This is a genomic window from Vibrio sp. JC009 (genome assembly GCF_029016485.1).
Taxonomy (GTDB): Bacteria; Pseudomonadota; Gammaproteobacteria; order Enterobacterales; family Vibrionaceae; genus Vibrio.
The window spans coordinates 1109706-1130807 of record NZ_CP092107.1; the positions used below are offsets into that span (position 1 = coordinate 1109706).

The window sequence follows — 21102 nt, forward strand, 5'->3', positions numbered from 1 at the left end:
TGTATTGACCTCTTTGGTCACGCCCTCGAAAGGGGGCGGTTTTTTACATCCTGAATTCATGTGTAGGAGCATAAATATGGAAACTAAAACCAACTTAGAGCAGGCAAAAGCCTATTTCGAAAAGGCAGAGCAATGCCTGGATAAAGTCCGTGAAGTTCACGACCATACACTAGCCAGTCAGCGCAAGATTGCCTTTGCTATGAGCTCACTGATCGGTAAGCCAGTCCAGCTACCGGAAGGAAGCTTTGCAGAAGATGTTGTTCAGGCCGTTGAAGAGACCGAAGAGCAGATTCGTCAGCGTCAGGAGATAGAGGTGATGAACACTCTGATGAGTCTGGCACTGATGAATAGAGATGTATTGGAAATTGCTGTCCAGTACACCGCACATGTTCAGTGGTTTGAAGTAGAAGTTCATGAGCTTGTAGAGCCTGAGGTTCGCTTTAGTGAGAGGCATTCCCCTCTGCTTTTAGAACGTATCCGACTGAATGATGAGTTTGCAGATACCCATGGTTCAGCGCTGGATAACCTCTTGATGGTTGAAGACAAACTGATTGATCTGATTGCTGAAGCCCGCGATAAGCAAGAGCAGGAAGGCGAGGTGGCAGCATGAGCATACATGTAATGTTAGATCTTGAAACCATGGGTAACGGCAGCAATGCAGCGATTGTTTCTATTGGTGCGGTGGTATTTAACCCTTTTACGGGTGAACTAGGTGCTGATTTTGAGGAAGTTGTAAACCTAAACAGCTCTGCTTATTACAGCGATATAGACGCTTCAACCGTCACTTGGTGGTTAACACAAAGTGAAGAAGCACGAGCGATATTCCAACGTGATACCAAGAAGTCTTCACTGAAAGATGCACTGTTAGAACTAAACCAGTGGTTTGCTGATTTAGGCGAGTCAAAAGAAATTCAGGTTTGGGGTAACGGTAGCGGCTTCGATAACGTGATCCTGAATAACGCTTTTAAAGCAGTTCGTATTCGTCCTCATATCTCCCACTGGAATGACCGTGATGTAAGAACCATCGTTGAGATGGGCCGCTCCATTCTGACTATCGACCCTAAAACAACCCTTACCCGTGAAGGTACCCACCACTCTGCACTGGATGATGCAATGTTTCAGGCTAAGTACGTTTCGTATATATGGCAGGCGTTGGTCGCAGCAGCTCAGCCAATTCGTATTTTAAATACTGAGGAGCTAGCAGAAGCATGATCAAACATGAATACAACGGCTTGATTGGAGTTGCTGCAATCGCAAAGGCGTATAACTTAAACCAAAACACGCTACAAACCAGACTAAGTAAGGGCTGGAGTTACGAAGATGCTGTAAGGCCAGTTACTCGTAAACTCAAAAAGAAAAATCAGCCTGCGACAACGGAAGTTACAGGGATTCGTTTTCCTGATCGTATGTCTGACAGCTGGCGCATGGCGTTGGGGATGACTGCATGATGTATTCCGCCGTCCGTCTTTGTCCCGATGGCGGAGTTATCCGCCATGAAGAAACTCAGGAAGTCGCCAACGAATTGCTTGGCGATTTCGAATCAATGGATGAGGCCATAACTCAGGCCTGCCAATCTCTGAATTGTACTCACCTACACAACGGCGTGATCTCTAAAGGTCAGTTTAAGGGTGGGTATCTTATTGTCACTACTCAGGAACTGGAGGCCGTATGAAAATAACAACCAAAACCGTAGATAGACTCGGTGAAAAACTCCACCTTGAATACGGGCACATGAACAACCTGGATGGTGTTCTGGTAAAAACTACTCATATTTCACTGTTTGATGATCAGGGTTGGGGATACACCAAAATCATGACGGTTTGCTCAGCAGAAGACTTTTTGGAGGATGAAGTTGAGTTAAATGCATTCATCCAGAAAGCCCGGTTCGCTTTGGGTTTACCTGCTACATGTGTGAACACGCTTACTCGCCGTGAAATTCACGTCCTTAATGCCCTGAGAGCCAGAGCTTCAAATAGTGAAATTGCTGATGTGCTATGCGTCTGTGAATACACGGTTAAAGCTCACCTATACAAAATCTACAAAAAGCTCAACGTTAAGAATCGTGCTCAGGCTATTGAGTGGGCTGAACTAAATCTCCAGGCTGCGTAGGGGGAACTATGACTAAACCAAAATTCTCTCTAAACAAAAAAGAGCTTCTTGCAATTGAAGATCTAGAGAAGGTACTGAAGGCAGTAAAAACAGGCGGTCATCACTATTTAAGTGAAGGCCAGGTTAACAATATCCATTCAGTTCTGGGGATAGACTTATGGGGCTGTACCATCAAAGGTGGTGATGTCGCTTGCTTTATCAGAAACAAAGGGAAAAGGCTCTTTCAAATAACGTTTCGTGCAGGTGGTGGGGCTTATCAGGCTCGCAAAGATGCCTACTTCCCATTTCAGGTGAAGGAACGCAAGCCTTCTAAGGCTAAAGGTCGCCCTTAGTGATCAAGGCTGGCTACCAACACCAACCAACCGAAATAGAACCTTCAGAGCTTCATTTCGAACAAGCGGAAAAACTGGCACTACTTTGGGCTCAGGGGGAATTACCTCAGGCTGAGGTAGAGCCTGATTCCGCTTTTGTTGCTCGCCGCTATAACGAGCTAGTTGAACCAGAAGAAATGACCATCCAAGAGCGTAAGCTATTCGAAGCTAACCCTCTGGATTTCGATTGGTATCAAAAGAAGTTTAAGCCCCTGCCTGCTTACCTCACAAGGTACTTCGTTAACCGTTATATCTCTATTTTTAACAAGAGTGGCCGACATGCGGCTAACACATTCCTGCGTGACAAAATGAAACCTGCAGAGGTGCGTGTTCGAATGGTTATGGATAAGTATAAGCGCCTTCCAAATACCCACAAAATGGCTTTGCTCAGAGAAGATGATGACTCTGAGCAAAGTGATTTTAAGTCGAACCAGCAGATGAAGTTCGATTTTGAAAGAATGGAAGATAACGCCAAGCCTGCTAAAGCTAAGGTTCTGGCAGAGCTGGAAGTTGATGAGCTGAAGGATATGGCTTTCAGGCTGTCTGTTCTTGCCAATAAAAAACTGGATCTGCTGGCAGAAGAATACGCCTGTGAAAATGATGATGAACTGGAAGAAGTAATACCGGAGGTTTACGAAGAGCTTGCTGATTTTGTTATGCAATTCGGCCTTATCCCTCCCCGTAAGTACAAAAAGCAAAATGCCGAAAGTGCATCCACCGACATCCTGAAAATCCGTGATGAAAAGTGGTGGCTAAGAAGGCTGAAAAAAGTCCGCAAAATCATGAGAGAACACTTGGCTATCGCTATGGGCCAGGTCTCTTCCAAAGCATCACCATACTGTTCTTGGGACTGCGTTCGTGAGCATAAAGCCCAGCAGAAAGAGAACTGGGAAGCGATCCTGAATATGGTGCTTTGGGACGAATTAACAGACGAAGAGTTTGAACTTAAAGACATGGTTCTGAAGAGTCAGGCTAACCCGGCTATTCGCCGTCATGAGCTTATGGTCAGAACCAGAGGTTGTGAAGATATCGCTAATGCAATGGGATTGCAGGGGCTTTTTCTGACTCTGACTGCACCGTCTAAATATCACAACACCTACAAAAGAGGCGGTTTTATTCCTCACTGGAACGGTGCCAGTCCTGCTGATACTCAGCGTTATCTTAACCATGTATGGCAGCTTATCAGAACAAAGCTAAGCAATGAGGACTTGCGCTGGTTTGGCGTTCGTGTTGCGGAGCCACACCATGACGGTACACCGCACTGGCATTTGCTGATCTGGGTAAAACCTGAAGAAGTAGACCAGGTTCGAGATATCTTTATTTCTTATGCGACAACTGAAGACAGAGCAGAGCTTCACCCTGAGTATGAAAAGGAAAAGAAGAAGCCTTTTCGTAAGTGTCAGTATGTTGGCCCTATGGATTACCGCCCACGTTGTGATGTGGGTTTCATTGATCCTAAAAAGGGTACGGCTACCGGCTACATTGCGAAATACATCTCCAAGAATATTGATGGCTATGCCATGGATGATGAGGTTTCTGACGAAACAGGCAAGCCGGTTAAAGATATGGCAAAACATGTTTCAGCATGGAAAAGCCGCTGGAACCTTCGCCAGTTTCAGTTCTTCGGTGGTGCACCGGTTACCACTTACCGGGAGCTACGCCGCTATGCCAATCTGGATAAAGCATCATTCCTGAATTATCTGACCATGCTGAAGCGTGATCAGATGCTGAACATTTATGAAGAGCTGGAAGTTAAGACTGGCCGTGACCTGATTGGCCCGCCTATTCCTGTCGAAATCATCAACTCAAGCAAAAAGTACGATTCAAAGTACCTGTTTATTTTGCTAAGCCAGGTTTATCAGCCAAGTATCGAATCTAATAACGGTGACGTAGTGAAAACCATGCAGGCTGCTGATACAGGCAATTGGCATGACTACATCATGGGTCAAGGAGGTCCATTCGTTAAGCGTAAAGACCTGCTTATCAGGAATGTGTATGAAACCCTCGAATATGCCAGCCCTCACGGTGAAGACATTAAGAAACTGCAGGGCTTTGAAGCATTCGGAGAAGAATACAAAACCCGCACTAGGGTTTGGACTATCTTGCCTAGATCGGGTGCTAAACCTGAGCACAAGAAAGAAGTTACCTACGAATTCGACAAACCAACCGATGACCCATCCACATGGAAATTCACCAAGCGCGTTGTGACGTTCAATAAGAATGATGATGTGAACGCGCCAGCCAATGGGAGCGAAGCGACCGAAATTGGAGCCTCTGGCTCCTCTCGGAGTTCTGTCAATAACTGTACGGAGGAGCTCCGAGAACAGGTCACCAGTCAGGTATCCAGGTTAACCATCCCTTATGAAAAATGGTTAGAAAATCCACCGGATTATGATGACCCGGCAATAGATGCCTTTATAAAAGGCAGCAGTTTGAAGTTAGAAGATGGTTCCAGTATCCAAATCCGCCCTGCGGAGCTGGACGAGCACGGAAATATCAGGCCAGCGCAGCTTATCGAGGTTAAAGAGTCTGAAGATAACCTGAGCTGGTTGGAGTTTGAGAGTTGGGATGAGCTATTCGACCAGCCAGAACCTGAAGAAGATGAATACCAACAGCCAGAACTAAGTCTGTTTTAAGGAGTAGATAAAGATGTTGATTACCTGCCCTAAGTGCGAAAGCAAAGCCCGGATTGCTACATCCAGGGCGATGAGTAAAGAAACCCGTGAGGCTTATTGCCAGTGTTTGAACCTGAATTGCGGTCTGGTGTTCACCACCCTGACCACAGTAAATAAGATTATTGAGCCTACTGGGCTTAAGCCTGATCCCAAGCTTCAGCCAGAGCTTTGTAAGGGGGATTTGAATCAGATGGATATTTTTGATGAAGTTACTGCGTAGCTTCATGACGAAAAAGAGAATAAGTTGTGGTTTCTCAAATATAAAACGATTTGTCCACCATAATGTTATATGCCAAATACTACAACTCATATTCAAAAGGCATGGAGGCTAGGTATTCCAATGAAAAAATCTGTAATTAGCATTTTTGTGTTTGTACTTTCGTTGTCTTTCTCATTTTATCATCTGAATAAGCACAGCTTCTTTTCAAGCTTGTTTATTCAAAAGGAAACAATTACAGCTGGCAGCAGTGATAGCACAAAAAAAATCGAAGAAATTAAGAAAATTGAACGTGATATTGAAAATGCTACAAACAGATATAGTGTAGAGCAACAGACCTTAGCCAAACTAAGGAAGCAGCCTACATACAATCCCTCTGGGGCTGAACGATTTAAGATCAAAATACCAAGCCAACAACTTGGCATAAAATCTGCTCATAATAGTTCACCAAGTACAAGTGAACTATTAAAGAAACTTAGTAATCAACAAACTGAGCTAAAATTACTTGAAAAAGAAATAAAAGAGCTTGAAAAAGCCTTGGATGGACTTATTACTGAACTGCCGAATGAACTAGAAAAAGAGAGAAAAGAGTACACGGCCCAACTGCAAAGTGCAAATGACGAAAATACAAGTCTGACGATGTCCATTTTAGGGCTGTTGGTAGCTGTATTTTCTGCTATCCCTGCATGGGTGCAATTGTTCAGAGATAAAAAAGAACACGAGGTTCAACACGCTTAACTATTGAAAGATCACTTTTTCAATAAAAACGCACAAAAACGATCTTCAACGATCTCTATATCTCAAATCTAAAACAGCCCTTGATTCAGTTCCCACAAGGGCTGTGCTCAAATAAACCTACCGAAATTAACTGCGCCTCAGATTGCGCAAAATTGCAGTGCTGAATTTTAGTGTGGAGGGAGGGGTGAGCCCGAGCGAGGTCTGCGCGCCTGTATCCCGCTATTAAATTTCTGATTCAGTCTGGTATGACTTTTTCTTAGTGTTTGAGAGATATTCTGATGTGGGAACGACAGTACGAGCATGGGCGGTGGAACGGGCATAGGCTCAACATCCTCAGCACCTCTATTGATGGTGGTAAGCGTCTGCACGTTAGTGAAATTCCTTATGGTGAACTGCCGCATATCAGAGTGATGGGCAGCAAGGCTCGCAATATTAACCTTGAGGTTATCTTTGTCGGGCCAGCTTCTCTGGCTGATGCCAATGCTTTTATCAGTGATCTGGAAGAGACGCCTGAAGGAGAGCTGGAGCATCCATGGTTGGGTGAGTTACCTCTTACATTTGAAAGCTTCTCTCAAAGTATCAGCACTAAGCGCGGTGTGGTTACTCTAAGTCTTACGTTTGTCCGGAGCGGTGTATCTCCTACTATCACCGCTCCGACAATCGTTCGCTCTAAACAGCAGGCCAGAGTTGTAGAAAACGTTTCTGCCAAATCCTTTAGCAAGGATGTTGAAAGCATGAGCGTAGCCGAAGTGAACCAGACTCAGAAGGACTACAAAGAAAGCCTGAATGTCCTGGTCGATATCACCAACCGTTTAAACCTAGCCGATGACGAGCTGAACGACATCAACCACTCAATCAATGAAGCCTCTTCAGCAATAAGCAGCCTGAGTAATCAGCCGGATGAGTTTGCTGATCTGTTCGGTACCGCGGTTGATTCCGTTGCCGATGGAGTGCAGGCAGAGCCGGATTCACCAAGCGAAGCCGTTGATAACTCCCGGAACGCCCAGGCATTAATGCTGAACCAGATGAAAGAAGGTGCACCAAGCGACCATTACAACGTTCAGATGGTCACCGGTGCTGTGAAGATGAGTAAAGATCTTACCAAGCTTGAGCAGTCTGATAGCTTTGATATCACTACAGCAACTAAGCAGCCCACTATCATGGAGAGTGACCTGTCCGCTTTGATGGATGGTCTAGATACCTGTATCAGCGAAACAACCCTGGTTTCCACCATGGAAAGCATGGAGCTGTTTGACTCGCTGACTGACCTGAAAGGCAACCTACAGAGCCAGCACGACAAATTAATAACAGGCTGCATGCCACAACGTTCAGTAGAGTTACCAAAATTCAGACCGGCTCTGGTTATCGCCCACGATGAGTACACAAAAGAGAATGTCCTGACCGCACTCAACTCACTGCAACACCCGCTGTTTATGCGTGGTGATATTGATGTGAGGGACGCATGATGGAAAAGCTGTCTCTGTTAATTAATGGTACCCAGGTTCCTTACTATCAGGCCGATTTGAACTATTCAGTTGAACAACTGGCCCACACATTCAGTTGCACCATTCCCCCGATGAGCATCACCCAGCCATTACCCGTTGAGTTCAGACTGGGAGATAAGCCGGTTCTCATCGGCCAGGTTGATCAGGTCGATACCTCAACCGCGTCCAGTTCGAGCGACATTTCAATCTCTGGCCGTTCGAAAAGTGCCAACATGATTGATTCACGCATCACCATGGACGCACTTTACAACCAGAACCTTGAAAAGCTCCTGCGCCAGCTGGCAAAACCTTTTGGCTTAAATGTAAGAAGCTTGGTTGATGCCATGCAGGTGATCCCCGAGTTCCAGATAAACGCTGAATCACCAGTAGAAAACGTGGCTCAGCTTATCCGCGAACAGGGCTTTATGCTGATCGAGCGCAACGGAGTGCTGACCATTGAGGAAACAGCCCACGCCACCATTCAGGGAATCGGGCTGGAAACCGGGAACAACATAGAAAGCCTGAACATATCCAGAACCTTTAACAAACAGTTTCACCACCTTGAAGTTCAGGGTGCGTGGGACGATGCAAGCGCCGCCATAAAATCACCAGATATCAGTAAACAGCGAACCATGGTGATCATCTGCGACCAGTTACAAAGCGCCGAAGCCTGCTTATCCCGGGCCAAATACGAGCACAACCTAGCGATAGCAGAAAGCCTTACCGCATCAGCCAGTATTGCCGGCATTTTTCAGGTACTCACCATTGACGGCCTGAACCGCGTTATCCGGGTAATCGACAAAGAGCAGAACTTCAATGAAATGCTGGTGATAAAAGCTTTAGGACTATCGGTGTCCGAAAGCTCCGCCATTACATCAGTCGAACTATCACGGCCATTTAAGGAGCAAAGCTATGCCTAAAGAACTACTTCAAAGGCTAATGGCCCGTATAAAAAATCTCGTTGGTACCGGAACAGTTACCGGAGCCACAACCGGAGTATTGCAGATAAAGACGGCCACCGGACGTACCAATGACCGAATCAAACGGGTTCACAACTACGGATTTATGAGCCGCCCTCTGGTTGGGGCCAGAACCTACAACCTGTTTATTGGTGGCGTGACCGCCCGGGGTTTTACCGTCAACGTGGAAGATGAACGCCATCAGATAGATCTGGAGCCAGGCGAAGTCGCCGTTCTGGATGATAAAGGCAATCTGGTCCACTTCACTGAAAACGGTATCAAGGTTAACTCTATGGCAAAGATTGAAGTAACCGCAAAGCAGGATATCACGGTAAATACATCAGCCAACATCCTGCAGAACGGCAGCAACATCAAACTTAATAATGGTGCTGGCGTCATCACCTGCGAAAGCGTCTGCCCGTTCACCGGAACGCCTCACGCAGATGGTTCTGCAGTAGTAACCGCGGGGAAAAACTAATGGCACTCAGCAACAGCTCACTTAAGCAGAAGATCATCACCGAAATGGAAAGCAAAGGCTTTGTTACCACAGGCCAGTTCGCCAAAACCGCCGATATGGCCGAAGCCATCGCCAAAGCGGTAGTTGATGAAATTACCCAGAACGGCCAGGTCATTGTCAATAAAGGCAGCAGTGCCGGGAGTTATAACATCACATGAGTAACTTCAACCTTAGTGCCCTTACCGCGCCTGTTGTAACAAAGGAAGGAATGACCCATGCCATTCTTCAGAGCATTTATAACCATAGTGAGTCAACCCAGAATGACCGCTCCCGGATGAAAGAAGACGAACGCGGCGGCAGCTGGAGTAATGAACTTTTAACCATAGTCGGCTCCCGTGACTGGACACTTAAGCGTGAAAAAGTCACTCCCCAAACACTTAGTCTGGCAAAACGTTTTTATGAGGAAGCCTTAGCCTGGTTAATTAGCGAGGGCCACGCCAAAGCAATAGAAGTTTCCGTATGGGAAGAAAAGCCAAACCAGATGGGACGTAATGTCACCATCACCTTAGTAGATGGCTCGAAATTTGAGGTACCGCTATGAGCACACAACGCAGCCTGCAGGAGCTGTTAGACAGAGCAAAATCCACGCTCATCGACAAAACAGGCCAGAACAATCCGGCCATTGATGCCATTGCCAGCGCAATAGCGGGTATCAGTTACGGACAATACGGCTATCAGGATCAGCTATTCAGAGAGCTGCACCCTGAAACCTGTTCTGAGCCCTGGCTGTACCTGCATGCAAACAGACACGACACACCGCGCCTTCTGCCAACCTTCGCCCGCGGTTATGTTCAGTTTGTCCAGCTGGGCGGTGCAGTAGTTATTCCTAAGGGGACACGGCTTACCCATGTCACCGGCAATGAATACGAAACAGTAAAAGAGCAATACAGTGATTCACCCGTTGAAGTTATTGCACTGGCTTCGGGTGTAAACAGTAACCTGCCAGCAGGAAGTACGTTAACACTGACTGAAGGGTTGAGCGGCGTCGATCCAACCAATATCCAGTGTCTTGGTATCGATGGCGGCGCTGATATTGAAGAGCTGGAACACTGGCGAGCCCGCGTCGTAGCAGCGTTTGAGAAAAACGACCTGATTGGTAAAGCTGAAGATTATGAAATCTGGGCAGTCTCCGCTCATGCTGATGTGGATTACGCCTGGGCACTGGATAACACCCCGGAACGCGGCATGGTAGAGGTCTACATTGGTGCCCGTGAAAACGACCCGACCCTGAGCAATGAAGTGGTCAACCTTGTTCAGGAGAACTTTGAAAAAAACCGTCTGGCAGGCTGTCACCCCAGAGCACTCTTACCTGTTCATGCTCTGTTGGATATCGAGATTCAGGGGATTGAAGACCAGATAATTCGTGATGATGTGGTCAAGGCCCTGGAAGAGATGGTGAAAAATAAAATGGGCAAGATTGATGAAGTAACTGAAAAACCGGAATCCATCACCCCCACGGAAATAGTTCTGGCAATCTCAACTGTCACCAACAACTTTATTGTCCGGTCACCAACTGAAGAAGTGTCTATTGAAAGCAACCAGATCCACGTATTAGGAGCCGTAACATGGACACCGCCGACTTAATTATTGATTACACGGAAGCTGATTTCGCAGACGCAATCAGAGCCCTGCTTCCTGAAGGTGAGTACTGGCAGGAAGCGGAGAACCAGGAACTCACCAACCTGATAGATGGTATGGCAATTGATTTCAAAACGACTCATGACGAAATTGAGCTTTCATTGCTTACCGATTTTGACGACAAGCTTTTTGGCTGGAAGCTTAGTGATTACCAGGCGCTGCTATTCCGGGTTGCCGGTGACAATAGCGGTCAGGTCTTTGATAGCCCTGAAACCCCGAACCTGATTTATGTATCACTCACTGAGTCAGCCAGAAACAACAGTAAGCAGGCATGGATTGAATTTGAAAAACGGCGCCTGCCTCATACTGAAATCACATGGATTTATAACTCAAAGGTGGATTACCACCATCAAATAGCGAACTACAGGCATATCCGGAACCTGCATAAATACGAGGTAACACAATGAGCTTATTGATCACTAATGCGGGCATTGCAGCCTCTATTCAGGCGGGCAATCTGGGCATTAGCTATAAAATTACTCATGTCAGTATCGGTACCGAAGGTTATATACCAGCAGCTGACCAAACCGCCCTCATTAACGAGGTTCAGAGAAAACCCATTACCAGAGGCGAACTTGTTGGCCTGGGTCAACTGCATTTTGAAACGGTCTGGGATGGAGCTGAAGAGTTTGAAGGCAAAGAACTCGGCTACTGGCTGGAAGATGGCACCCTGTTCGCAGTAGACAGCCGCGGCGGTGACGTTATTACCTTCAAGCGGAAAGACACGGTAGTAACAGAAGCTTGTGAGTTAAACCTTGAAGCATCTTCTATCGAGAACATAACCGTAGAGTTACTGGGTACGCCTTATGCCACTGAGCAAGTTGCCGGGATAGCGAAGATAGCAACAAATGAGCAGGTAAACGCGGGCACTGATGATGAGTCGTTCCTGACTGTTAAAAAGCTGGTTTATGCGCTGGGTGTGCCGCATGTGATAGATAAGTTGGTAAGCAATCTTTGGCTGAAACTGGCTGCAAGGATATTTCCTGTCGGTGCACCGATACCATGGCCTACAGATATTGCTCCTGAAGGGTTTGCCATTATGAAAGGCCAAGCATTCGATACTGAGGTATATACCGAACTAGTAAAAGTGTATCCAACTGGCATTATTGAGGATATGCGAGGGCTCGCTATAGTCGGTAAAGAAGATCATGAACTCATCCTTGCATACGAAGAAGGCCAGGTTCAAGAGCATGGTCACCCAGGCTCAACTATAAGCTCGACAGACTTAGGAGCCAAAAACACCAATACCACTGGCAACCATTCCCACACATTATCCTCAACTGGTTCGGATGGTTACACCCATTACGGCGCTAATAAATTCTATACGGTGTCTTCTAGTGGTGGCTGGTCGTATGTAAATAACATGAGAGGGAGCATGAACAGCGCAGGTAATCACGCTCACTCTGTATCTGTAGGATCTCATGCTCACACCGTTGCTATCGCTTTGTATGGTGCGCTTAAGAACACCATTAATCACCGTAAATTTAACTGGATTGTAAGGATGGCTTAAATGAAGCAGACATTTCAAAATAAAGACGTAGTGCTTTGTGTCTCCCGGTTCAATGAAAATGGATGGTGGCTCGGTAATCAGAATGAACACGTAGCGAAAGGGACGGCACTAGGCAATGAGTTTACCGAAAACATTTATGAACCTTCGTCAGAAAAAATGATTGGTAAATACGACATAACCACAGGCACATGGACAGAGATTATAAACAATGCACTGACCGAGTATTGGAGTGAAACTGGTGAAAAGTTCATTATTGGACAGCCAGACGGAGAGGTTCCCGAATGGGGTGTGCTGGATGCTCCCCCGGAATTCGACAAGAACAAAGAAACGGTTCTGTATAATGAAGGTAGCTGGAAGGTTTACCCAATCGAACTGGGCAAACTCTACTGGGATAAAGAAGCCAGTGAATTCACAGTTTCTGATTTCTATTTTACTTTGCCTGCAGAATGTACATATAAAAAACCTCCTGCCGCAAATGAAGGCTATGTTGTCAGGTTGGTTGATGGTGAGTGGGAACAAATTGAAGATTACAGAGATAAGACGGTTTACTGTAAATCTAACTGCCAGCTTTCAGAAGTTGTACAGGATATAGGTCCGGTAAAGGACGGGTATACTTTGTCAGAGCCTGCAACCAGTTCAGATGAATGGGTAAACGGAGAGTGGGTAACCAATGCTCAGACGTTGTATGAGGCAGAATTCGCCCAGGTAGACTCAACCCGAAAGAGCCTGTATAGCCAACATGTAGATCCTAAAATTGCGGAGTCTCAGATAAAACACCTGCAAGGCAATGCAACCGAAGCTGCTGAACTGGAGCAGCAGGCTCTGGCAGAACGAAAGCGAATCCAAGCCGAAAACCCATGGCCTGAACCTCCTGCTAACTAAACCGGCACTAAACAAACCCAGCCCTGCGCTGGGTTTTCTACATCTTCCATTTAGAACCCCCACCAATATCCGCCCATAAATCAGAACGATAAACTAAAACAAATCCACCAATTGAGAGCGTTATGTCAGCCCAGGATATAGCACGAATAGATGCCACCATGAGCAACTTGGTGGAACTGACTCGTGAACAAAACACCACCCTGAAAGAGATGGTGAAAATACAAGCAGAAACCCGCGAGGCGCAAAAATCGCACTCCAAGCGAATTGACCGACTGGAAGCGGATAAAACGTGGCTGGTCAGAACCATCTTCGCAATCATTCTGGCGGGATTAGCCGCCGCATATAAGGTGATGTAAGCACCTAAACAGGAGATAACTGTGAAGCACTATGTTATGAAACGCCGCTATTTCGAACACGGCACCTATTCCTATCTGTACCGCCAGGACGGCAGCAAAGTATGCTGCATGGTTGAGCCTGCCTGGAAAAATAACAAACCATTCGAATCCTGTGTGCCTGAAGGGGATTACGACTGGTTACCGCATCAAAGCCCTAAGTACGGTGACTGCTACGTTCTGAGTGCTCCGACTCTGGGTGTAACCGTATATGAAGAGCCTAAAAGCATTCGCACAGCCTGCCTGACTCATATCGCAAACAAACCGTCCCAGTTAGTGGGCTGCAATGCTCCTGGTCTGGACTTTGGTTTTGTCGGTGGTGAGTGGGCTGTAATTAATTCTGGTGACGCCTTCCGCATGCTGATGCGTGAGCTGGATGGTGAACCAGTCCGTCTAACCATTATGAAGGACTAATACTATGAGCTTTTTAACCGGAATTTTCGGAAAAACCCTCTGGGAAGTTGCCAAAGGTCTGTTCCTGCAGATCACCTGGAAAGTCATACTGGAGCGCTTCGCTACCCGGCTGGTAATCTGGGGGCTAGAGAAATTGAAAGAACTCGGTACCAATGAAGTAGTGCAGGATACTGTTGACGACATTATTCTATCGTTAAGAGGGAAACGACTGAAAGAAATTGAACAATTAAAGTGATTTTTTTGGCAGGTTTCATTAGAAGCCTGCTATTACCAATGCTTTTGCTCACAATAAGTTAGTTAATTGTGACGTTTGTCATCCTTTCTGCTTTTACTAACAGCCCCTACCTTACTTTTGTAGACATAACTTAATTCACAGCTTTACTATAAAAGGACGTGTCAAGAAATGAATAAAAATGAAGCATTTAACAAAAAAAAAGCAGAGATACTGGTCTAAACTATCTAGGATACGTTTCTTCAAAAAGCTGAGACGCAGATACAAAAAATCGCAAAGTAAGAAAGCTCATTCTATCAAAGCAAGTAATAATGAATTTTCAGCTATTGCTCCGGCAAAAATTGACTTGTACAAGTCTAAGCTTCATACCGAGTTCATTGAATTTAAGCATGATTTAGAAGCAAAAGCTGATGCAGCTAGCCAATCAAATTACTCAAAGAGTCTAAGAATTTGCTTCCGTAATACGACCCATATTACTGCGGCTGCCGGTCTACTATTAGTTGCCACTGTAGACAATATCATTGCAAAACATCCTGGCCTTTCTTTTAAGGTTACAAGGCCACCAAACCAAAGAACAGACCCTGGAACCCAAACAGAAAACTTAGTCGATAGCGTATTAGCTCATCTAGGCTTCTACAAGCTGATCGGGCACGGGGATATTAAACGAAGATGCGACGCCAAAACTGTAACCTGCTGGCAATACGCTTATGGTGATGATGCTAGTGGTGAGATAGCAGCGACTCTCATTCAGAAGTTAGCGTCATATGGAGTACAAACCAACAAGCTATATCGCAGCTGCTTCGAAGCAGTAGCAAATGCGACCGAACATGCATATACCGACAAGATAACCCCTTCTGCTCCTTTTAATTTAAAACGTTGGTGGTTCTTTGTTGGCGTATTAAATGATAAGATAACTGTGCTTATTTGTGATCAGGGTCACGGCATTCCAAATACGTTAGAAGTTACTCAGTCGGAAAGCATGTTGACTAGGTTATGGAAAAAACTGAATTTTTCATCAAGACCAACCAACGATTGTGAACTAATTCGTGCTTCAACCATCGTAAAAGAAACCAGAACCAAGGAAGATTATCGAGGGAAAGGTGGTACTGACATAAAAACCTTTGTTGATCAGACAGAAGATAGTTCTATGCTCATTTTTTCTAATCATGGTTTTTATAAGTACTCAGGCGCAAATAAACCAGCAATAGCTCTTGATAATAAGATGTCTGTTGGTGGAACTATAATCCAATGGACAATTCCATATTTGGACTCGGAAGAAAAATGACACTATATGTAAAAGAGTTTACTAAGTTCCCAGGGGCTAGATATAAAAACCTAGGCCCTTTTAGCGGAGAAGAGTTTCGAGAAGAGATACTCATTCCTGCTATTGAACAAAATGGCAAAGAGCTAATCGTTAACCTAGATGGAGTTTTTGGTTATGGCTCTTCTTTTCTAGAGGAAATTTTCGGAGGATGCATCAGGAAAGGTGTTGATCCGGAAGTCATGATAGCAATAGTAAATAATCTTGTTAGCGAAGATGACAAAGATCTGATTGAAGAAATTAGGGAGTATGTAGAAGATGCCATCTCAGCTCGCTAATTGTGTGATAGAGGTAGGTCAGTGCTCTCAGTCTCAAGATTATGCAGGATGGTTTAGCTTAGCTATCACAGTCTTTGGTTGGCCAATCGTGTACTACCTTGGACTAAGAACCAACCGAAAAGTAGAAATAAATAAGTCCATCGATCAACTTGACGATGCCGTAGAGAACCTTCGGAAGTTTGCAGGCACGTTAGAATCTAAACAGTTCCTTAATTCCGATTATCAAACTATGGTTGCCTATTTCAATCGTGTTAGAAGCATTTGCATTCGAATAGAGCAACTAGATAAAAAAATACAAAGACCAGTTGATGTTTTACGTGAGTTAAAGAAAATCTCTACCGACGAATTATTTCACTCTGATCAAAAGCATACTGCTCTTTCAAAGATCCTAAGAGTTGAAATGGCTTTAGTAGACCATTACAAGAAATCTATGTAAATCAGACCATCTTCCCCACGGCCTGAAGGTGACTCAGCATCACTGAGTCACCATAGTCTCCAGAGCTTCATACTCATTAACCTTAATCACCTCCATCCCCACAAACTCATTCAACTCCATCATAGAATCAACCAGTGGCAGCAACTCATTCTTGTGAAATATCCGGTCCACTTTATTGAGATCATTACTGGTACTAAAACCTTCACGCTGAATACTCATCAGCTCAAGCGGTACCCGGTGAACCGAAAGCACATCATTGGTGGTGCTGTTCTTAATATCTTTAAACGCATCTTTAGCTTCCACCTGCCCGATAGGTTTCAGCTCCGGGGCTTTGGAATCCTTACCCTTGCCATTTACAAACAGGTTCTTAAAGGCCATTCCTTCTTTGGCCGTCAGCTTATCCCTAATTGCCTGCTCCTGTTTTTCCGTCATGGTCGGTTCGTTCAGATACAGCAGGTAACCAGCGTGGGATCCATTGCGGTAATACTGGCGGCGGAACAGGGTGGCATCATCGCTCAGCCAGATAGAGGTTAGCCCACTGATATGTTGCGGCAGACCGTAAATCTCCTGAGCAACATCATATTCCGCCAGGTGGAATATTTGCCCGTCCCTGTAATCAATCCGGCCATCATCGTCATAGGCTTTTGGCTTATAGGTGTACCCAAGGTCTTCACGCCTTCGCATATAAAGCGCCGGGATATGTTTGATCTGAACCACAGCACCAAACAGATTACGCACTATCTGAAAGTAGCCGTTCCCGAAGGTAAGAAAGTCCTGAATAAAGCGTTTGAGTTCACCTTTGCTCAGAACTGGGGCCAGCGAAACCGAATAAGCCAGCGTATTGCGTTTAAATTCAATGGCACTGGAATGCATCGGGTTTGCCCGTAAAGCTTTTGCCAGGGTATCAAACGGAATAGGCGGCTCGTAAAGCCCGTCAATCAAAGCCACTTCCATATAGCTGAGAATATCGCTGTTCATTACGCTAGTCGGATCTGAAAACTCAATCTCAATCAAAATTGCCTCTCTTAGAAGAACTCAACGACCGTCGAGTCATCATTGTGAATATCAATCGGCTCCCAGCGCATAATGTGCATTGAAGCCCAGGCAAGGTCGGCATGAGAGCCAACCTTGCTGCGGTTAGAAATAAAGGTCACCTGATTACTGGCCTTGGTGGTGTGCTGGCGAATCATCAGGAAGGAGTGAACCAGGTCGTCCCATTCACCATCAAACTGCAATCGGCCATCGTTAATAATCTCTCTGGCCTTGTAGACCATCATGCGTTTCATTTCAGGTGAGTAGTCCAGCTCGACCAGAGCCGGGTAGAATTTGCGTACCAGTTCGGCAACGGCAGAGCCCACACCGCTCACATCCATTGCCATATAAACCACGTTGTATTTTTCGGTAATGCCTTTAATCGCTGCGGCCTGATCTTCATAGCTGGAGCCCTTAAGTCTCACCCGTTCAATAAGCCGGAATACCCCACCTTTGAATTTAGGTTTCAGGGCTACCACTAAGCCTGCATCGTCTGAGCCTTCACCCTGTCCGCCACCTCTTGGATCATAACCGACCAAAACCTCTGCATTCCCGACAGGCCGGGCTTTATCATGGTCAACATCCTTCCAGAGCGAGGTGTCTGTTTTACAGGCCAGTAGCGCTTTAAGTGCGAAGATAGAAGCCGAGTCATCCAGGAACACACAACGAAGCAGGTTATTAAATACCGTTTTATCCGGGTACTTGCGGTGCAGCTTCTCCATATTGAAGAAGGTCGCACCCTTATCAATCGCATCATCAATGGTGATGATTTGACGATATATCCCATCAACTCCCAGAGCACCGTTCTTAAGGGCGGTATGACTGATATCAATCTTATGCTCTTTCTTGCCCTGCCATTTCGGATAAGCTTCATGGGCAACGGTTGACGGTGTGGACAGGTAGGTTGTCCGGTATTTGGCATGAATCGACATACCGCCCGCGTAGTCGTCCAGCTCTCCGAACTTAGGGATCCAGAACACCTCGTCAAAATACACATGACCGTTAAAACCCTGAGAGGTCCGGGCATTGGTGGATAGGAAATACAACGTTGCGCCGTTGCTAAGCTGAAGCTCATCTTTGCCTTTCAGGTCAACATCACCAATCTCAAGCGCAAATCGGCGGATATAGTTCTTAAATATCTCCGACTGCTTGCGGGAAGCGGAAAGAAATACCTGGTTATCACCGTTCAGAACCGCATCTTCAAACGCTTCATAGGCAAAGTAGTAGGTCAAACCTATCTGGCGTGACTTCAGGTAAAAACGGAATTCGTTTAGCTCATCGTTACACTTATGGCCGTGGATCTCTTTCTGGTATTCGAAGAAGGTTTTCTCGCGAAATTCATCCAGCACATCCTTCGTGATATGCGAAATATCATTCTTAACCTTGTTCGGCTTTCTGCCACGCTTCTTCTGTGAGTCTCCGCCAAAGCTGCCGGTTCTCTTATTGTCTGCCTCATCCCGTTTGCGTTTTTGCTCAAGCAGCATCTCCAGCTCCTTGAGTTGCTCCTCATGTTTGCGATCAATCCACATCAGATAAGCGATTCGCTGACGTAGCATCAGCTCTACGGGCGCATCGTCCCGCATCTTCTTCCAGTCAAATTTTGAAATCCACTGCTGAATCGTCCGGGTTGCCACACCAACTTTCTCCGCAACCTCTTGCGGTTTGTACTGGCGCAGGTATAGCCCCAGCGCCTGAGTCTGGGCTGGCGTGTATAACGGTTGGTTCAGCTCGGTAGCAATATTCGTATCCATGTTTGCATAGTGCTACAGACAACCCCGGCACTCAGCAAAAGCCCTTTCTAAATCAGGCATCTAGAACCGAGACAAATACAAAAGGACAACGTCTTTGGTTAGATTGGAATCATCAAATTCAGGAGAGTTCAGGCATGTTCCAATCAGAGCCAATTTGTATTTTGCAGGCAGGCAATACTGTCGATGGCCGCAAGGTAGATCAGAAAGTTATTGATGATATTGCGGAAACCTACAGCACCGATGTGTATACCGCCCGAATCAATGAAGACCACTACAAGTACAGCTATAAGTTCGGCTCAGTACTTTCGGTTGAAAAGCGTGATGACAAACTCTTTGCCGTTCTAAAACCAAACTCGTACCTGCTAAATATGGTCGAACGTGGTCAGCTCCTGCATACATCCTGTGAGTTTATGGAAGATTTTGCTGGTACTGGTAAAGCCTACCTGACTGGCCTGGCACTTACTGATGATCCTGCTTCTCTGGCGACGACTCAGATTCATTTGTCAGCAAAAAATGGCAACTCAGATAAAACCTATGCCACTACTGGCAACACCATTGAAGCCAGGCATTTTTCAAATGAAACCGATGAGAAAGACAGTGAAGGCTCTCTCATTAAGAGATTTATTAACCTGCTCAAAAGCGCCCCTGATGCCACTGATGAGCAGCTTTCCAGACAAGAGGAACCGGAAGAGATGAGTAAAGAAACCGAAGAGCTGCTTAAGCAGAGCATTGAACAGAACAAAGAGCTGAACAGCAACCTTGGCAAGCTGGTTGAAAAGCTGTCGGCAGGTGATACGCCTGAAGAGGAAGAAACGCCGAACGAGCCAGAGCCAAATCAGGAAGTCTCTGAACTGAAAGGCCAGGTTAAAGAGCTCTCTTCTCAGATGACAGAGCTAACCGAGAAGCTCAGCAAAATTACTGACGATAACGGCCGCACTTTGGCAGGTCAGGACGCAGAAGAAGAGCCGTACCTGTAAGCGCTCTTACTTGGCTAAACCAAATTAATAGGTAATAAGATGCAAGAGAATACCAAAAAGAAACTTAACCAATACGTTGAAGCCGTTGCCAAGCAAAACGGCGTCAGCAACGCAACAGAGATGTTCAATGTTACTCCGAACGGTACTCAGCGCATTATTGCCGCTATCCGTGAAAGTAACTGGTTCCTGAAGCGTATCAACATCATCTCAGTTAAAAACCAGTCCGGTGAGGCAATTGGTTTAGGTGTGACGGGCATGATTGCCAGCCGTACCGATACCAGCGGCACTGGTGAACGTAAACCAAAAGACTACAGCGGTATGAGCGCCATGCCTTATATGTGTGAGCAGACCAACTTTGATACCGCGCTTCGCTACGCCAAGCTTGATGCCTGGGCGCATATGAAGAACTTCAGCAAAATCATTTCTTCTCAGACCCGTGAGCAGATTGATGCTAACAAAATTACCATCGGCTGGTACGGCGAATCCGTTGCTAAAGACACAGATCCAGTAGCAAATCCAAATGGTGAGGACGTCAACAAAGGCTGGTATCAGGCCATGCGAACCAACAACGGTGACCGCCTGATTAAGCAAGGTGGGACACCAGGAGAAATCCGCATTGGCGAAGCCGGTGACTTTATTAACCTGGATAGCGCTGTACTGAACGTAAAGAACCTGCTGCATCCGGCCTGTGAAAACGATGCAAACCTTATCGCCATTATCGGCTCTGATCTGCTCGGTTATGAAAAGGCGAAGTTCTACGAAGCGCACGGCAACACACCAAGCGAAAAGAGCAAGGTAGAAGAAAAGCAAGTTATCGGTACCTATGGCGGTCTGCCTGCGGTTAGCGTTCCAGGCTTCCCGCCTACCGGCATTATGGTAACCAGCTACGACAACCTGTCTATCTACATTCAGGAAGATTCTATCCGCCGCTCTGTGGGTAAGAAAAATGACGCCAAAGATCAGGTTGAAAACTTCGAATCCATGAACATGGCCTACGTTATCGAGAAGCTGGAGAAGGTCGCGGCCATCGAGTTTAAGAACGTAAAACTCTGGATTAACGGTGCTTGGGTATAACCACGGCTAATTAACACCCCCCCAATGCAGGCACTATCGCTTTATCAGGAAAGCCCCGGCTTTGACTGTTATTAGCGTTTGGATGCCTGCATTCC

Annotated in this window: 28 protein-coding genes; 26 read left to right on the plus strand and 2 right to left on the minus strand. The window is 46.0% G+C overall.

Annotated elements, in window-relative coordinates:
• Positions 1-76 precede the first annotated feature (76 nt).
• The 24 genes from L3Q72_RS19825 (at position 77) to L3Q72_RS19940 (ending at position 16173) form a co-directional block, all read left to right on the plus strand.
• On the plus strand, positions 77-610 hold the full coding sequence (locus L3Q72_RS19825; RefSeq protein WP_275132281.1) for a hypothetical protein: 534 nt from the start codon (positions 77-79) through the stop codon (positions 608-610).
• Entirely contained in the window at positions 607-1212 is a 606-nt protein-coding gene (locus tag L3Q72_RS19830) for a 3'-5' exonuclease (RefSeq protein ID WP_275132282.1), read from the plus strand. Before L3Q72_RS19825 ends, L3Q72_RS19830 begins: the two co-directional genes overlap by 4 nt.
• On the plus strand, positions 1209-1448 hold the full coding sequence (locus tag L3Q72_RS19835) for a hypothetical protein (protein ID WP_275132283.1): 240 nt from the start codon (positions 1209-1211) through the stop codon (positions 1446-1448). Before L3Q72_RS19830 ends, L3Q72_RS19835 begins: the two co-directional genes overlap by 4 nt.
• On the plus strand, positions 1445-1672 hold the full coding sequence (locus L3Q72_RS19840) for a hypothetical protein (protein ID WP_275132284.1): 228 nt from the start codon (positions 1445-1447) through the stop codon (positions 1670-1672). Before L3Q72_RS19835 ends, L3Q72_RS19840 begins: the two co-directional genes overlap by 4 nt.
• Positions 1669-2109, plus strand: a complete 441-nt coding sequence (locus L3Q72_RS19845) for a helix-turn-helix transcriptional regulator (RefSeq protein WP_275132285.1) — start codon at positions 1669-1671, stop codon at positions 2107-2109. Before L3Q72_RS19840 ends, L3Q72_RS19845 begins: the two co-directional genes overlap by 4 nt.
• Positions 2110-2117: 8 nt before the next feature.
• On the plus strand, positions 2118-2441 hold the full coding sequence (locus L3Q72_RS19850) for a hypothetical protein (RefSeq protein ID WP_275132286.1): 324 nt from the start codon (positions 2118-2120) through the stop codon (positions 2439-2441).
• The gene (locus L3Q72_RS19855; RefSeq protein WP_275132287.1) at positions 2441-5116 is read left to right on the plus strand and encodes a replication endonuclease; all 2676 of its coding nucleotides are present in this window, start codon (positions 2441-2443) and stop codon (positions 5114-5116) included. Before L3Q72_RS19850 ends, L3Q72_RS19855 begins: the two co-directional genes overlap by 1 nt.
• A 13-nt stretch (positions 5117-5129) precedes the next feature.
• Positions 5130-5375: an ogr/Delta-like zinc finger family protein gene (locus tag L3Q72_RS19860; protein WP_275132288.1), complete on the plus strand. Its 246-nt coding sequence runs from the start codon at positions 5130-5132 to the stop codon at positions 5373-5375.
• A gap of 120 nt (positions 5376-5495) precedes the next feature.
• The gene (locus L3Q72_RS19865) at positions 5496-6110 is read left to right on the plus strand and encodes a hypothetical protein (protein WP_275132289.1); all 615 of its coding nucleotides are present in this window, start codon (positions 5496-5498) and stop codon (positions 6108-6110) included.
• Positions 6111-6388: 278 nt separating this feature from the next.
• Positions 6389-7576, plus strand: a complete 1188-nt coding sequence (locus L3Q72_RS19870) for a DNA circularization N-terminal domain-containing protein (RefSeq protein WP_275132290.1) — start codon at positions 6389-6391, stop codon at positions 7574-7576.
• On the plus strand, positions 7576-8514 hold the full coding sequence (locus L3Q72_RS19875) for a phage tail protein (protein ID WP_275132291.1): 939 nt from the start codon (positions 7576-7578) through the stop codon (positions 8512-8514). The genes L3Q72_RS19870 and L3Q72_RS19875 overlap by 1 nt, the downstream gene beginning before the upstream one ends.
• Positions 8507-9031 (plus strand): phage baseplate assembly protein, encoded by a 525-nt coding sequence (locus L3Q72_RS19880; protein ID WP_275132292.1) that lies wholly within the window; start codon positions 8507-8509, stop codon positions 9029-9031. The genes L3Q72_RS19875 and L3Q72_RS19880 overlap by 8 nt, the downstream gene beginning before the upstream one ends.
• Positions 9031-9228 carry a hypothetical protein gene (locus L3Q72_RS19885; protein WP_275132293.1) on the plus strand — a complete coding sequence of 66 codons (198 nt, stop codon included), beginning with the start codon at positions 9031-9033 and terminating at the stop codon, positions 9226-9228. Before L3Q72_RS19880 ends, L3Q72_RS19885 begins: the two co-directional genes overlap by 1 nt.
• Positions 9225-9611 carry a phage GP46 family protein gene (locus L3Q72_RS19890; RefSeq protein WP_275132294.1) on the plus strand — a complete coding sequence of 129 codons (387 nt, stop codon included), beginning with the start codon at positions 9225-9227 and terminating at the stop codon, positions 9609-9611. Before L3Q72_RS19885 ends, L3Q72_RS19890 begins: the two co-directional genes overlap by 4 nt.
• Positions 9608-10654 carry a baseplate J/gp47 family protein gene (locus tag L3Q72_RS19895; RefSeq protein WP_275132295.1) on the plus strand — a complete coding sequence of 349 codons (1047 nt, stop codon included), beginning with the start codon at positions 9608-9610 and terminating at the stop codon, positions 10652-10654. The genes L3Q72_RS19890 and L3Q72_RS19895 overlap by 4 nt, the downstream gene beginning before the upstream one ends.
• The gene (locus tag L3Q72_RS19900) at positions 10636-11115 is read left to right on the plus strand and encodes a hypothetical protein (protein ID WP_275132296.1); all 480 of its coding nucleotides are present in this window, start codon (positions 10636-10638) and stop codon (positions 11113-11115) included. The genes L3Q72_RS19895 and L3Q72_RS19900 overlap by 19 nt, the downstream gene beginning before the upstream one ends.
• A complete protein-coding gene (locus tag L3Q72_RS19905; RefSeq protein ID WP_275132297.1) occupies positions 11112-12218 on the plus strand; it encodes a tail fiber protein in 1107 nt (368 codons plus the stop codon). The genes L3Q72_RS19900 and L3Q72_RS19905 overlap by 4 nt, the downstream gene beginning before the upstream one ends.
• A complete protein-coding gene (locus L3Q72_RS19910; RefSeq protein WP_275132298.1) occupies positions 12219-13100 on the plus strand; it encodes a hypothetical protein in 882 nt (293 codons plus the stop codon).
• Between the two features lie 122 nt (positions 13101-13222).
• Positions 13223-13456 carry a hypothetical protein gene (locus L3Q72_RS19915; RefSeq protein ID WP_275132299.1) on the plus strand — a complete coding sequence of 78 codons (234 nt, stop codon included), beginning with the start codon at positions 13223-13225 and terminating at the stop codon, positions 13454-13456.
• Positions 13457-13477: 21 nt separating this feature from the next.
• Positions 13478-13906 (plus strand): DUF5675 family protein, encoded by a 429-nt coding sequence (locus L3Q72_RS19920; protein ID WP_275132300.1) that lies wholly within the window; start codon positions 13478-13480, stop codon positions 13904-13906.
• 4 nt (positions 13907-13910) lie between these two features.
• Positions 13911-14141, plus strand: a complete 231-nt coding sequence (locus tag L3Q72_RS19925) for a hypothetical protein (protein ID WP_275132301.1) — start codon at positions 13911-13913, stop codon at positions 14139-14141.
• A gap of 178 nt (positions 14142-14319) precedes the next feature.
• Positions 14320-15423 carry a hypothetical protein gene (locus tag L3Q72_RS19930; protein WP_275132302.1) on the plus strand — a complete coding sequence of 368 codons (1104 nt, stop codon included), beginning with the start codon at positions 14320-14322 and terminating at the stop codon, positions 15421-15423.
• A complete protein-coding gene (locus tag L3Q72_RS19935) occupies positions 15420-15737 on the plus strand; it encodes an STAS-like domain-containing protein (protein WP_275132303.1) in 318 nt (105 codons plus the stop codon). The genes L3Q72_RS19930 and L3Q72_RS19935 overlap by 4 nt, the downstream gene beginning before the upstream one ends.
• Positions 15718-16173 carry a hypothetical protein gene (locus L3Q72_RS19940; RefSeq protein ID WP_275132304.1) on the plus strand — a complete coding sequence of 152 codons (456 nt, stop codon included), beginning with the start codon at positions 15718-15720 and terminating at the stop codon, positions 16171-16173. Before L3Q72_RS19935 ends, L3Q72_RS19940 begins: the two co-directional genes overlap by 20 nt.
• 39 nt (positions 16174-16212) lie before the next feature.
• Here the strand turns inward: L3Q72_RS19940 and L3Q72_RS19945 are convergent, their stop codons facing one another.
• Together L3Q72_RS19945 and L3Q72_RS19950 are read right to left on the minus strand one after the other, a co-directional pair.
• Positions 16213-17187 (minus strand): phage portal protein, encoded by a 975-nt coding sequence (locus tag L3Q72_RS19945; protein WP_275132305.1) that lies wholly within the window; start codon positions 17185-17187, stop codon positions 16213-16215.
• An 11-nt stretch (positions 17188-17198) separates the two neighbouring features.
• Positions 17199-18956 carry a terminase family protein gene (locus L3Q72_RS19950; RefSeq protein ID WP_275132306.1) on the minus strand — a complete coding sequence of 586 codons (1758 nt, stop codon included), beginning with the start codon at positions 18954-18956 and terminating at the stop codon, positions 17199-17201.
• 134 nt (positions 18957-19090) lie between these two features.
• On the opposite strand from L3Q72_RS19950, the gene L3Q72_RS19955 reads away from it, so the two are divergent.
• Both L3Q72_RS19955 and L3Q72_RS19960 read left to right on the plus strand, forming a co-directional pair.
• Positions 19091-19933, plus strand: a complete 843-nt coding sequence (locus L3Q72_RS19955; protein WP_275132307.1) for a GPO family capsid scaffolding protein — start codon at positions 19091-19093, stop codon at positions 19931-19933.
• Between the two features lie 39 nt (positions 19934-19972).
• Positions 19973-21007 (plus strand): phage major capsid protein, P2 family, encoded by a 1035-nt coding sequence (locus L3Q72_RS19960; protein ID WP_275132308.1) that lies wholly within the window; start codon positions 19973-19975, stop codon positions 21005-21007.
• The last annotated feature ends 95 nt before the right edge of the window (positions 21008-21102 follow it).

Bases quoted from the DNA above. Each gene is read 5' to 3' on its own strand.
- L3Q72_RS19825 (WP_275132281.1), top strand. From the start codon at position 77: ATGGAAACTAAAACCAACTTAGAGCAGGCAAAAGCCTATTTCGAAAAG.
- L3Q72_RS19830 (WP_275132282.1), top strand. From the start codon at position 607: ATGAGCATACATGTAATGTTAGATCTTGAAACCATGGGTAACGGCAGC.
- L3Q72_RS19835 (WP_275132283.1), top strand. From the start codon at position 1,209: ATGATCAAACATGAATACAACGGCTTGATTGGAGTTGCTGCAATCGCA.
- L3Q72_RS19840 (WP_275132284.1), top strand. From the start codon at position 1,445: ATGATGTATTCCGCCGTCCGTCTTTGTCCCGATGGCGGAGTTATCCGC.
- L3Q72_RS19845 (WP_275132285.1), top strand. From the start codon at position 1,669: ATGAAAATAACAACCAAAACCGTAGATAGACTCGGTGAAAAACTCCAC.
- L3Q72_RS19850 (WP_275132286.1), top strand. From the start codon at position 2,118: ATGACTAAACCAAAATTCTCTCTAAACAAAAAAGAGCTTCTTGCAATT.
- L3Q72_RS19860 (WP_275132288.1), top strand. From the start codon at position 5,130: ATGTTGATTACCTGCCCTAAGTGCGAAAGCAAAGCCCGGATTGCTACA.
- L3Q72_RS19865 (WP_275132289.1), top strand. From the start codon at position 5,496: ATGAAAAAATCTGTAATTAGCATTTTTGTGTTTGTACTTTCGTTGTCT.
- L3Q72_RS19870 (WP_275132290.1), top strand. From the start codon at position 6,389: ATGTGGGAACGACAGTACGAGCATGGGCGGTGGAACGGGCATAGGCTC.
- L3Q72_RS19875 (WP_275132291.1), top strand. From the start codon at position 7,576: ATGGAAAAGCTGTCTCTGTTAATTAATGGTACCCAGGTTCCTTACTAT.
- L3Q72_RS19880 (WP_275132292.1), top strand. From the start codon at position 8,507: ATGCCTAAAGAACTACTTCAAAGGCTAATGGCCCGTATAAAAAATCTC.
- L3Q72_RS19885 (WP_275132293.1), top strand. From the start codon at position 9,031: ATGGCACTCAGCAACAGCTCACTTAAGCAGAAGATCATCACCGAAATG.
- L3Q72_RS19890 (WP_275132294.1), top strand. From the start codon at position 9,225: ATGAGTAACTTCAACCTTAGTGCCCTTACCGCGCCTGTTGTAACAAAG.
- L3Q72_RS19895 (WP_275132295.1), top strand. From the start codon at position 9,608: ATGAGCACACAACGCAGCCTGCAGGAGCTGTTAGACAGAGCAAAATCC.
- L3Q72_RS19900 (WP_275132296.1), top strand. From the start codon at position 10,636: ATGGACACCGCCGACTTAATTATTGATTACACGGAAGCTGATTTCGCA.
- L3Q72_RS19905 (WP_275132297.1), top strand. From the start codon at position 11,112: ATGAGCTTATTGATCACTAATGCGGGCATTGCAGCCTCTATTCAGGCG.
- L3Q72_RS19910 (WP_275132298.1), top strand. From the start codon at position 12,219: ATGAAGCAGACATTTCAAAATAAAGACGTAGTGCTTTGTGTCTCCCGG.
- L3Q72_RS19915 (WP_275132299.1), top strand. From the start codon at position 13,223: ATGTCAGCCCAGGATATAGCACGAATAGATGCCACCATGAGCAACTTG.
- L3Q72_RS19925 (WP_275132301.1), top strand. From the start codon at position 13,911: ATGAGCTTTTTAACCGGAATTTTCGGAAAAACCCTCTGGGAAGTTGCC.
- L3Q72_RS19930 (WP_275132302.1), top strand. From the start codon at position 14,320: ATGAAGCATTTAACAAAAAAAAAGCAGAGATACTGGTCTAAACTATCT.
- L3Q72_RS19935 (WP_275132303.1), top strand. From the start codon at position 15,420: ATGACACTATATGTAAAAGAGTTTACTAAGTTCCCAGGGGCTAGATAT.
- L3Q72_RS19940 (WP_275132304.1), top strand. From the start codon at position 15,718: ATGCCATCTCAGCTCGCTAATTGTGTGATAGAGGTAGGTCAGTGCTCT.
- L3Q72_RS19950 (WP_275132306.1), bottom strand. From the start codon at position 18,956: ATGGATACGAATATTGCTACCGAGCTGAACCAACCGTTATACACGCCA.
- L3Q72_RS19955 (WP_275132307.1), top strand. From the start codon at position 19,091: ATGTTCCAATCAGAGCCAATTTGTATTTTGCAGGCAGGCAATACTGTC.
- L3Q72_RS19960 (WP_275132308.1), top strand. From the start codon at position 19,973: ATGCAAGAGAATACCAAAAAGAAACTTAACCAATACGTTGAAGCCGTT.